At 56.6% G+C, this 11,776-nt stretch carries 6 protein-coding genes and 2 rRNA genes; all 8 read right to left on the minus strand.

The window, feature by feature from the left end; translation table 11 throughout:
• Positions 1 to 11 precede the first annotated feature (11 nt).
• The 8 genes from prfC to ACJO3M_RS04600 all read right to left on the minus strand — a co-directional run bounded on the left by prfC (position 12) and on the right by ACJO3M_RS04600 (position 11,481).
• A complete protein-coding gene (prfC, locus tag ACJO3M_RS04565) occupies positions 12 to 1,592 on the minus strand; it encodes a peptide chain release factor 3 (RefSeq protein WP_406985974.1) in 1,581 nt (526 codons plus the stop codon).
• 103 nt (positions 1,593 to 1,695) lie between these two features.
• Positions 1,696 to 2,181 carry a ribosomal protein S18-alanine N-acetyltransferase gene (gene rimI, locus ACJO3M_RS04570; protein WP_407000085.1) on the minus strand — a complete coding sequence of 162 codons (486 nt, stop codon included), beginning with the start codon at positions 2,179 to 2,181 and terminating at the stop codon, positions 1,696 to 1,698.
• Positions 2,178 to 3,008 (minus strand): 2-isopropylmalate synthase, encoded by an 831-nt coding sequence (locus ACJO3M_RS04575; RefSeq protein ID WP_407000087.1) that lies wholly within the window; start codon positions 3,006 to 3,008, stop codon positions 2,178 to 2,180. Before ACJO3M_RS04575 ends, rimI begins: the two co-directional genes overlap by 4 nt.
• 36 nt (positions 3,009 to 3,044) lie before the next feature.
• On the minus strand, positions 3,045 to 4,595 hold the full coding sequence (locus tag ACJO3M_RS04580) for a 2-isopropylmalate synthase (RefSeq protein WP_407000089.1): 1,551 nt from the start codon (positions 4,593 to 4,595) through the stop codon (positions 3,045 to 3,047).
• Positions 4,596 to 4,643: 48 nt separating this feature from the next.
• Positions 4,644 to 6,353, minus strand: a complete 1,710-nt coding sequence (locus ACJO3M_RS04585; protein ID WP_407000091.1) for a bifunctional protein-serine/threonine kinase/phosphatase — start codon at positions 6,351 to 6,353, stop codon at positions 4,644 to 4,646.
• Entirely contained in the window at positions 6,350 to 7,819 is a 1,470-nt protein-coding gene (locus ACJO3M_RS04590; RefSeq protein WP_407000093.1) for an MFS transporter, read from the minus strand. Before ACJO3M_RS04590 ends, ACJO3M_RS04585 begins: the two co-directional genes overlap by 4 nt.
• A 557-nt stretch (positions 7,820 to 8,376) precedes the next feature.
• Positions 8,377 to 8,491, minus strand: a 5S ribosomal RNA gene (rrf, locus tag ACJO3M_RS04595).
• 96 nt (positions 8,492 to 8,587) lie between these two features.
• Positions 8,588 to 11,481: ribosomal RNA gene (locus ACJO3M_RS04600) — 23S ribosomal RNA — on the minus strand.
• Positions 11,482 to 11,776: the final 295 nt, after the last annotated feature.

Here is an 11,776-nt window from a genome sequence, read left to right on the forward strand (position 1 = left end):
TTCCGCCGTGATTAATGTTCCCGGGTCTTGTGGAACTGGATGTCGGGATAACGCTCCTGGGCCAGCTGCAGGTTCACCATGGTCGGTGCGATGTAAGCCAGCTGGTCGCTGCCATCCAGTGCCAGGTAATCATTGTTCTTGCGCTGAAACTCGTCCAGTTTACGCTCATCACTACTGCTTACCCATCGCGCGGTCGCCACATTGATTGCCTCGTACACAGCCTCGACCTTGTACTCACTCTTGAGACGACTAACCACCACATCGAACTGCAGGACACCGACGGCTCCCACAATCAGGTCGTTGTTCTTGAGCGGCCGGAATACCTGGACGGCGCCTTCCTCGGACAGCTGGATGAGCCCTTTTTGCAATTGCTTGGACTTGAGCGGGTCCTTGAGGCGGATACGACGGAACAGTTCCGGGGCGAAATTCGGAATACCGGTAAATTTCATGCTCTCACCGGAGGTGAAGGTGTCACCGAGCTGAATGGTACCGTGATTGTGAAGCCCGATAATATCCCCGGCAAAGGCTTCCTCCGCATGTTCACGATCACCTGCCATGAAGGTCAGCGCATCTGAAAAACGCACCTCTTTGCCAATCCGCACATGGCGGGCTTTCATGCCCTGATTGTAACGCCCCGACACGATCCGCAGGAACGCTACCCGGTCCCGGTGCTGGGGGTCCATGTTCGCCTGGATCTTGAAGACAAAGCCGGAAAACACATCTTCAGCCGGCTCCACCGGCCGCAAATCGGTCTCCCTTGGCTGCGGCGCCGGAGCCCACTCCACCAGACCGTCCAGCATATGGTCGACGCCGAAGTTACCCAGGGCAGTCCCGAAGAAAACCGGGGTCAGTTCGCCCTTGAGAAACGCGTCATGATCGAACTCGTGGGACGCCCCTTTTACAAGTTCGATTTCATCACGCAGCTCGGAGGCATAAGCGCCCAGTACGTCATCCAGCTCCGGATTGTCCAGACCGGAAATGACACGACGCTCCTGGATCATATGACCCTGCCCCGACTGGTACAGAATCACCTCATCACGCAGCAGGTGGTAAACCCCCTTGAAATTCTTGCCCATGCCAATGGGCCAGGTCACCGGGGAGCAGGCGATCTTGAGGATATCCTCCACTTCGTCCATCAGCTCCACCGGATCCCTTGTATCCCGGTCAAGCTTGTTCATGAACGTCAGGATCGGGGTATCCCGCAGACGGGTGACCTCCATCAATTTGATGGTCCGTTCCTCAACACCCTTGGCACTGTCAATCACCATCAGGCAGGAATCGACCGCCGTCAGCGTGCGGTAGGTATCCTCGGAGAAGTCTTCGTGACCCGGCGTGTCCAGCAGGTTCACCAAACGGTCGCCATAGGGGAACTGCATGACGGAGGTGGTCACCGATATGCCCCGCTCTTTCTCCATCTCCATCCAGTCGGATTTGGCATGCTGGCCGGACTTCTTGCCTTTGACGGTTCCGGCTTTCTGGATCGCCTGCCCGAACAACAGGACCTTTTCCGTGATGGTGGTCTTACCGGCGTCGGGGTGCGAGATGATCGCAAAGGTACGACGTTTGGAAACTTCTTGTGAAAGGGTGGACATAATGGACAGCAACCTGAATCAAATACGCTGAAAAGGCCGCCATTATAGGGGGAATAAGATCCAGACGCGAACACTGTAGCGGCCGGAAAGTCGTGGATAGCCCCTAGGCGCCGGGCAAGCCGAAGGCCATGACAATGGCGTCCTCCCGCCCTTCGGGCGCAGGGTAATAGCCCGGCCTCTCCCCGATAACCCGAAACCCTTCCGACTGGTAGAGCGCCGCTGCATTGCGATTGGACTCGCGGACTTCGAGAATCACCTGCTGCATCCCGTCGTGCGCTGCGTATGCCAGCAGATGCCGCAGCAACCGACGACCGGCTCCTTCCCGGCGAATGTCCGGGGCAATGCACAGGTTCAGCAGATGTGCTTCATCATACAGGTACGCAACAATCGCATAGCCGCTCAGCGCGCCGCCACAATGGTAGGCCCATAGCCGGTAATCCTGCCGGAAACAGTCACGGAACACGGACTCGCTCCAGGGGTGGGAATAGCACCGCAGTTCGATATCCAGAACAGCTGGCAAGTCGTCGGGCAACAGCGGACGGATCACCCGGTCATTCTGGCGAACCTGATCGTATTGCGATTGGGTCACGCCCGGGACCTTGTCAACGGTTTGAGCTGCTTCCAGAGTGCGCGCTTGTAGGAAGGCACCGCAGCCAGCTCTGCCAGGGTGTGGGGAAAATCAACGGTCACCTGTCCCAGCGTGCTGGCCAGCCACGAATCGCGATCAGTAGGCAAATCCGCGGGCAAGACCCCGAGCAGGATGATCCGCCGACCGTCGCGTTCTCCCGCCAGGGACTTCAATACCCGGGTAAAATCGGCGAAGCCGTTCCCCGGCACCAGCGGGTTGGCAAAAACCGGCCATTGCAGACTCTCAGTCTTCGCCTGCTCCGCATAACCCAGGGCCTTGAGAATATTGCCGGCCAGAGAGTCCTGCAGACGGGCACTGGCGTCATCCGACACTTCTCCCAACAACAGCACGCCATCAACCGCCCATAGTCCGAGGGTTACCTTCAGCTCGCCCCCCTTCAATGGCGCCAGGCTCAGCTCCTCAGGCGCCTCATTCACATCGTCATCCGATGCCTGCCGGGACACGACATCGTCAGTCCCGGACTCCGTCGTCGCTTCCGGGGCAGAGGCATTCGCAGGTGTATTTTCTCCAGCCATCAGCGCCTGCAGATGGGCAATCCGCTCAACGGCCCGCCCTGCCACTTCCGGAGCAGGCTTCCTGTTGGCCGACGTTTTCGCAGCCACCGGGGCAACGCGGGCCGCTGGCTCCGCCGATTCGGGCGGCGCAACCTCCTCGGGAAACTCAAAAACCGGACTGGGAGCGGCGCCCGGCAGGGGCTCACGGGCATACCATGTACGGATACCTGCGACCCCGAGATAGAACTGTCTCTCAGCTTCCGACACTCTCATCCGAACGCCCCGGTTGTTACTCTCACATCGAACACATCAAACATCGGCAACCTGGGGGTGCTGGCGAATGCCGCCCCGACTGATCAGGTTCAGGGCCTCAATGTAGGCCTTGGCGGAGGCGATGATAATATCGGTATCCGCGCCAACGCCATTCACAATCCGACCACCTCGCTCAAGACGAACCGTCACTTCACCCTGGGCATCGGTGCCACTGGTAATATTGTTTACTGAATACAGCTGCAGATTACAGCCGGAGTCGACCAGGGATTCTATCGCCTTGAAGGTGGCATCCACCGGCCCACTACCCTCGGCTTCAACCTTGTGCTCTCTGCCGTCCATCAGCAACGTGAGGCTGGCCCTGGGGACGACGCCGGTTTCCGAACATACCTGCAGGCACACCAGCCCGAACCGGCCTTCTTCCTCTTTTTGTCGAGTATCGCTGGCAATTGCCTGCAGATCCTCGTCGAAGATCTCGTGTTTAAGATCCGCCAATGCCTTGAAGCGGGTGAAGGCTTCGTTAAGTTCGGTCTCTGTCTCAAACTGGATACCCAGTTCAAGCAGGCGGGTGCGGAACGCATTTCGCCCGGAGTGTTTGCCCAGAACCAGACTGTTGGTGTGCCAGCCGACGTCCTGGGCCCGCATGATCTCGTAGGTTTCACGATGCTTGAGCACGCCATCCTGATGGATGCCGGATTCATGGGCAAAGGCGTTGGCGCCAACAATTGCCTTATTGGGTTGTACCGGGAAGCCGGTAATAGTCGAAACCAGTCGTGAGGCGGGCACAATGTGCTGGGTGTCAATGCGGGTATCGATGGAATACAGATCCTGACGGGTGCGCACCGCCATGACAATTTCTTCCAGCGAAGCATTGCCCGCCCGTTCGCCGAGACCGTTGATCGTACATTCTACCTGGCGCGCGCCGCGGCTGACTGCTGCCAACGAGTTCGCCACTGCCAGTCCCAGGTCGTTGTGGCAATGCACGGAAAATACCGCCTTGTCGGCATTGGGAATACGGTTCAGCAGCTGATGAATGGTTTCCCCGAACTGTTCCGGGATGGCGTAACCAACGGTGTCGGGAATATTGATCGTGCGGGCACCGGCATCAATGGCCGCCTCAATGATACGGCACAGGAAATCCAGCTCGGAGCGACCGGCATCCTCACAGGAGAATTCAACATCGTCGACATGGCCACGGGCCCGTTTCACCGCCCGGACAGCCTGCTCTACGACTTCGTCCGGCTGCATCTGCAGCTTGTGCTTCATGTGAATCGGGGAGGTCGCGATAAAGGTGTGAATACGACCGCTTTGCGCAGGTTGTATCGCTTCGGCTGCGCGGTCTATGTCGCCGTCTGTCGCACGTGCCAGGCCGCAAACAGTGGAATCCTTGATGGCCTCTGCAATGGACTTTACCGCGTCAAAATCGCCTTGACTGGCAATGGGGAAGCCGGCCTCGATGACGTCCACCCGAAGCTTCTCCAGTACCTTGGCAATACGCAGCTTCTCTGCCTTGGTCATGGTAGCGCCAGGGCTCTGCTCGCCATCCCTCAGGGTGGTATCAAAAATGACCAGGTGATCTTGGACCGGCATTTGATTCTCCATGGCAACGGAACTTTATCGTGTCGGGAGAGTATACCATTAGTAATCGAGCAGCAGGGCAGCCAGCAAGACCAGATTGAACATCAGTGACAGCGCCGCGATAAAACGCCAGTCCTTGGTTGAAACACGTTCCACCAGAGGGCCACGGGTGGACGGTGTGAGAGAAGGATTCGGGAACTCAAGATCCCTCAGGAATTCTGACAAGGCGGAATACCGGGCGTCCGGCTTCAGAGCCACGGCCTTCTGCAGGCAGGCATCCAGCCATACCGGCAAATCTGGGTTCACCTCTCGAGCGCTCCGATAGACCAGCTTATGCCGACTGGACGGCCTGGGGGGCTTGTCGTACGGGAGGCGACCGGTTAACAGCTCATAGGCGATCACTCCCAGGGAGTACCGATCAGAGGCGGCAGTGGCCAACTCCCCCTCCAGACATTCAGGTGCGGCATAGCTTTCCGTACCCAGACGCGCATCATGCCCCCAGGGCACGTCGATCTGCTCAATACCCCGGATACGGACCGCCCCCAGATCTATGATCTTGATGGTGCCTTGCTGGTCGATCACCAGGTTTTCCGGCTTCAGGTCCTGATGCACCATTTCCAGGCGATGCAGTGCACGCAGCCCGGACACCACCTGCCGTACCATACCCCTCACCACAGCGGGAGCTGGCATGGGGTTATCATTCATCCACTCGCGCAAGGTCTGACCTTCAATAAATTCGGTCAGGCAGTAGAGGCATTGGCGATTCTGGGGGGGATCAAGAAAACGCACGATATGCGGGCTCTGAATCCGATTCGCCACCCAGGATTCGGTAAGGAAGCGATCAATGTAGGCTGCATCATCGACAAAATTGGGCGAAGGCGTTTTCATGGCCACCAGCTCCCCGCTTTCCTGCGACTCCGCGAGGTACACCTGGGTTCGGCTGCTGGCATGGATCTCCCGAACGATGCGATAGCCATCAAGACGTTGGCCAGGCTCCAGGGGCGGCGGAAACGGCAAGGCTAGCAAACGTTCGTAATGGGCCTCAATATCCTCCTCTGGCAGTCTGTCCACCACCAACACCTGAGCGCTCAGGTTATCCGGACTACCCTGCTTCATGGCCGCCTCTACCAGGGCCCTGGCTGCATCCTCCGGATGAGCGTCGCGGACCCTTTCAGCCATCGCCGCATCACTCAGATAACCATGAACGCCATCCGTGGTCAGCACCAGGCAATCTCCCGGCTGCAAACCGACCCGATTCATGTCGATTTCGACGTTGAGTTCCACGCCCATGGCACGGGACAAGGCCGTTCTGTCAGATCCCAGCAGAACGTGATGGTCGCGAGTCAGGCACTCCAGCCGTCCGTCACGGTACAGATAGACACGGCTGTCCCCCACATGGAACACGTAGGCACGATTATTCTTGACCACCACAAGACTACAGGTGCATACCATGCCCCTGGCATCACCATGACTGCGATGTCCCCGGCCATGCAACCACCGGTTGAGGGCTCCGAGCACCCGTCCAACCGACGTTTCCACAGACCAGGAGTCGGGGGTGCTGTAGTAATCGTGCAATACGCCCTTGACGCATGCCTCAGCCGCCTCGCGCCCGGACTCGGAAGCACTGACGCCGTCAGCAACCACCGCCACAACCCCCTTCAGGGCAAGCGCCTCACCCTCCGGATAACAGACGCCCAGGCTATCTTCATTGGTCTCCTTGCGACCGGCCGTGCTGTGTTGGCCGATTCGCAGGTGCAATTGCGGGCTCATGTCACATCAATCATCCGTACGGAACCATCCGGCATAACTTCGCTCGTCTGCGGGCTGGGCTCATCCATGAAGATCATCACCATCGCCATGATCACGACGGCGATCCCACCCAGCACCAGGAAAAACACCTTGGGCGTGACCATCGCCAAAACCACCAGGAACACCACACCACCAACGTTGCCATAGGCTCCGGCCATACCGGCCACCTGCCCGGTCAACCGGCGCTTGACCAGCGGTACGGAGGCATACACCGCGCCGCAGCCTCCCTGCACAAACACAGAACAGAACAGAACCAGGGCCACAGCTACCGGCAATGGCCAATGGCTATCGATCTGCGCCATCAACAAATAGCCCAGGGCAATACCGGCCAACATCACCAGAGTAATGAACTTGCGGCCAAACCGATCGGCAAGGTATCCGCCGCCCGGACGACCAAACAGGTTCATCAGCGCAAAACTGCCACCCAACATACCGGCCAGTACCGGTGAAATATCAAAGGTATCCAGGAAGTACAGTGGCAGCATGGACACCACGGCAAGCTCGGAACCAAAGCTGGCCATATAAACCAGATTCAGAAGCGCCACCTGTTTGAAAGGGTAGCGATCAAAAGCCGGCACCGGGCGCTGGAATACATGGCCGTTGATTTGCCAGATACGAACAACCTGCACCACCAGCATCAGCAGAATGACACTGTATAAAACGTAGGTTGTTACCGCGCCCAGCATGCCTAGCTTTTGCGGGCCCAATTGCCAGACGATTAATCCGAGAGCCAGGAACAATGGCAGATTCATGACCACATAGAGAATGAAATCCCCCCGACTGGTCACTTCCATGGCGCCGCCGCGCTTGGGTTTGAAATAAGTAGAGCCCTTGGGCGTGTCCCTGACCTGATGGTAGAACACTGCGGCATACAGGATGGCAATAACACCGGTTGTACCTATGGCCCAGCGCCAGCCATCATCGCCTCCATACCAGAGCGCCAGGGCCGGTAGTGAAAGGCCAGCAAAGGCAGCACCGAAATTCCCCCAGCCTCCGTAGATGCCCTCGGCCAGCCCCAATTCCCGGGCCGGGAACCACTCGCTGATCAAGCGAATCCCGACCACGAATCCGGCACCGACAAACCCCAGCAGGAAGCGGGTAAAGGCCAGCTGCTCAAAGGTGGTCGACAACGCAAACGCTATACACAGAACACCTGAGATGACCAACACCAGACTGTAAACCTTACGCGGTCCGAGCCCGTCAACCAGCATACCGATCAGGATTCGCGCCGGTATGGTCAGCGCCACATTGAGCAACAGCAGTGTATTGACCTCCGCTGCACTGAGGCCAAACTGCTCGCGGATTGCAGACATCAGCGGTGCGTGGTTAAACCACACCAGAAAGCTGATAAAAAAGGCCACCCAACTGAGGTGGAGCACCTTGATTTTTCCGGCATAGGAAAAGAAGCGAAAAGCTGTATCCGTCATGGCTGATCCTGTCAAAACCTGGCAAATGGTCCCACCGGGTTGAATGAAGCCTACAGATACCAACGAGGGAAACTGATCTGGATCAGGAACCGACCTGGTCGACACCGGGTGACTTCATGCGACGGCGCCGTTGCCGATTGCCTGATGGGGAATTGTTCACCGGAACTACAGCAAGATACATTCCACAGATGTATTTTTTATATTAATCAACACCCTACAACCAAATGGCCGGGCAGGAGCCACTAAGAACGCACTATAGGAAGGCGACGCACACATGGGACGCACCGGCATGTGGCAGCTGGATGAACTTATCTTTCGGGCAATAAAAAACCCCAACATCAAGGATGCTGGGGTTTTCGGTATTAGGAGCCTGACGATGACCTACATTGCTCAGGCCTGCGGCCTTCGGCCCTTCGGGCCCGCCGTCGCTGCGCTCCCGCGTCCTGCGCTTGCCTGCGGCAAGCTGGTCACATGGGGGCCGTTGTAGTGCACAGCAGGGCCTCGATCCAAAATAAAAAACCCCAACATCAAGGATGCTGGGGTTTTTGGTATTAGGAGCCTGACGATGACCTACTCTCACATGGGCAACGCCACACTACCATCGGCGCAGGTCTGTTTCACTTCTGAGTTCGGGATGGGATCAGGTGGTTCCAGACCGCTATGGTCGTCAGGCAAAACGGTTGATCACTGGGTGGACGAGATGGAACGTGTGTCTTTCGACTGTGATATCGATTTCGTTGCGTTATCCGCAATTGTCTTGGGTGTTATATAGTCAAGCCGCACGAGCAATTAGTATCGGTTAGCTCAACGCCTCGCAGCGCTTACACACCCGACCTATCAACGTCCTGGTCTTGAACGGCTCTTCAGGGACCTCAAGGGTCCAGGGAGATCTCATCTTGGAAGGGGCTTCCCGCTTAGATGCTTTCAGCGGTTATCCTATCCGAACATAGCTACCGGGCAATGCGTCTGGCGACACAACCCGAACACCAGCGGTTCGTCCACTCCGGTCCTCTCGTACTAGGAGCAGCTTTCCTCAAATCTCCAACGTCCACGGCAGATAGGGACCGAACTGTCTCACGACGTTCTAAACCCAGCTCGCGTACCACTTTAAATGGCGAACAGCCATACCCTTGGGACCGGCTTCAGCCCCAGGATGTGATGAGCCGACATCGAGGTGCCAAACACCGCCGTCGATGTGAACTCTTGGGCGGTATCAGCCTGTTATCCCCGGAGTACCTTTTATCCGTTGAGCGATGGCCCTTCCATACAGAACCACCGGATCACTATGACCTACTTTCGTACCTGCTCGACGTGTCTGTCTCGCAGTTAAGCGGGCTTGTGCCATTACACTAACCGCACGATGTCCGACCGTGCTTAGCCCACCTTTGTGCTCCTCCGTTACGCTTTGGGAGGAGACCGCCCCAGTCAAACTACCCACCACACAGTGTCCTCATCCCCGATCAGGGGACCAAGTTAGAACCTCAAACATATCAGGCTGGTATTTCAAGGTTGGCTCCACGAGAACTGGCGTTCTCGCTTCAAAGCCTCCCAGCTATCCTACACAAACATGCTCAAAGTTCACTGTGAAGCTATAGTAAAGGTTCACGGGGTCTTTCCGTCTAGCCGCGGATACACCGCATCTTCACGGCGATTTCAATTTCACTGAGTCTCGGGTAGAGACAGCGCCCCCATCGTTACGCCATTCGTGCAGGTCGGAACTTACCCGACAAGGAATTTCGCTACCTTAGGACCGTTATAGTTACGGCCGCCGTTTACCGGGGCTTCGATCAAGAGCTTCGCACGAATGCTAACCCCATCAATTAACCTTCCGGCACCGGGCAGGCGTCACACCGTATACGTCCACTTTCGTGTTAGCACAGTGCTGTGTTTTTAATAAACAGTCGCAGGGGCCTGGTATCTTCGACCGGCTTCCGCTCCACCCGCAGGGGCTTCACGTACATACCGGCGTGCCTTCTCCCGAAGTTACGGCACCATTTTGCCTAGTTCCTTTACCCGAGTTCTCTCAAGCGCCTTGGTATTCTCTACCTGACCACCTGTGTCGGTTTGGGGTACGGTCTCGAATCACCTGAAGCTTAGAAGATTTTCCTGGAAGCAGGGCATCAATGACTTCCCGCTCTCATGAGCAGTCGTCGTCGCGTCTCAGGATTGAGGACCCGGATTTGCCTAAGTCCTCTCCCTACTCGCTTAAACCGGGACAACCGTCGCCCGGCTCACCTAGCCTTCTCCGTCTCTCCATCGCAGTGATCCAAGGTACGGGAATATTAACCCGTTTCCCATCGACTACACCTTTCGGTCTCGCCTTAGGGGCCGACTCACCCTGCGCCGATTAGCGTTGCGCAGGAACCCTTGGTCTTCCGGCGTGGGAGTTTTTCACTCCCATTGTCGTTACTCATGTCAGCATTCGCACTTCTGATACCTCCAGCATGCTTCTCAACACACCTTCGCAGGCTTACAGAACGCTCCCCTACCCCGCATACAAAGTATGCAGCCGCAGCTTCGGTGACCAGTTTGAGCCCCGTTACATCTTCCGCGCAGGCCGACTCGACTAGTGAGCTATTACGCTTTCTTTAAAGGATGGCTGCTTCTAAGCCAACCTCCTAGCTGTCTGAGCCTTCCCACATCGTTTCCCACTTAACTGGTACTTGGGGACCTTAGCTGGCGGTCTGGGTTGTTTCCCTCTTCACGATGGACGTTAGCACCCACCGTGTGTCTCCCGGATAGTACTCACAGGTATTCGGAGTTTGCATCGGGTTGGTAAGTCGGGATGACCCCCTAGCCGAAACAGTGCTCTACCCCCTGTGGTATTCGTCCGAGGCGCTACCTAAATAGCTTTCGGGGAGAACCAGCTATCTCCGGGCTTGATTAGCCTTTCACTCCGATCCACAAGTCATCCCCTGGCTTTTCAACGACAGTGGGTTCGGTCCTCCAGTTGATGTTACTCAACCTTCAACCTGCTCATGGATAGATCGCCCGGTTTCGGGTCTATGCCCAGCGACTAAATCGCCCTATTCAGACTCGGTTTCCCTACGGCTCCCCTAGACGGTTAACCTCGCCACTGAACATAAGTCGCTGACCCATTATACAAAAGGTACGCCGTCACGGAACAAGTCCGCTCCGACTGCTTGTACGCATACGGTTTCAGGATCTATTTCACTCCCCTCACAGGGGTTCTTTTCGCCTTTCCCTCACGGTACTGGTTCACTATCGGTCAGTCAGGAGTATTTAGCCTTGGAGGATGGTCCCCCCATGTTCAGACAGGATGTCTCGTGTCCCGTCCTACTCGATTTCACTGGACTCAGGTTTCGGATACGGGGCTATCACCCACTATGGCGGCTCTTTCCAGGGCCTTCTCCTACCAGTTGTCCAGCTTAAGGGCTGGTCCCCGTTCGCTCGCCGCTACTGAGGGAATCTCGGTTGATTTCTTTTCCTTCGGGTACTTAGATGTTTCAGTTCCCCGAGTTCGCCCCGTACGGCTATGTATTCACCGCACGGTACCGACCCGAAAGTCGGTGGGTTTCCCCATTCAGAGATGTCCGGATCACAGCTCGTTTGCCAGCTCCCCGAACCTTATCGCAGGCTTCCACGTCTTTCATCGCCTCTGACTGCCAAGGCATCCACCGTATGCGCTTAGTTGCTTGACTATATAACCCCAAGACAACTGATCACGACCCAACACCCTTCACCAGGCAAGCCTGACAAAGAATCTTGTTTCGAGACAGTCTCTTGAAGCGATATAACAACCACTTCAACGACAACACCGGATAACGCTTGAAATCGCTATCACATTGAACATTGTTCCTCGGAGATAATGAGAAACAATATTCGTGTTCTATCTCGTCCAATTTGTTAAAGAGCAAATCTGACCCAGTGATCAGAAAGAAGGGCTTCGCTTGATCTGTCATCAAACCGAAACACTTGTTTCTGCACACTGCTAAC

Origin of the sequence: Marinobacter alkalisoli (assembly GCF_045449795.1) — a bacterium.
In the GTDB taxonomy this organism is placed as follows: domain Bacteria; phylum Pseudomonadota; class Gammaproteobacteria; order Pseudomonadales; family Oleiphilaceae; genus Marinobacter.

Bases quoted from the DNA above. Each gene is read 5' to 3' on its own strand.
- ACJO3M_RS04580 (WP_407000089.1), bottom strand. From the start codon at position 4,595: ATGCCGGTCCAAGATCACCTGGTCATTTTTGATACCACCCTGAGGGAT.
- ACJO3M_RS04575 (WP_407000087.1), bottom strand. From the start codon at position 3,008: ATGAGAGTGTCGGAAGCTGAGAGACAGTTCTATCTCGGGGTCGCAGGT.
- prfC (WP_406985974.1), bottom strand. From the start codon at position 1,592: ATGTCCACCCTTTCACAAGAAGTTTCCAAACGTCGTACCTTTGCGATC.
- ACJO3M_RS04585 (WP_407000091.1), bottom strand. From the start codon at position 6,353: ATGAGCCCGCAATTGCACCTGCGAATCGGCCAACACAGCACGGCCGGT.
- ACJO3M_RS04590 (WP_407000093.1), bottom strand. From the start codon at position 7,819: ATGACGGATACAGCTTTTCGCTTCTTTTCCTATGCCGGAAAAATCAAG.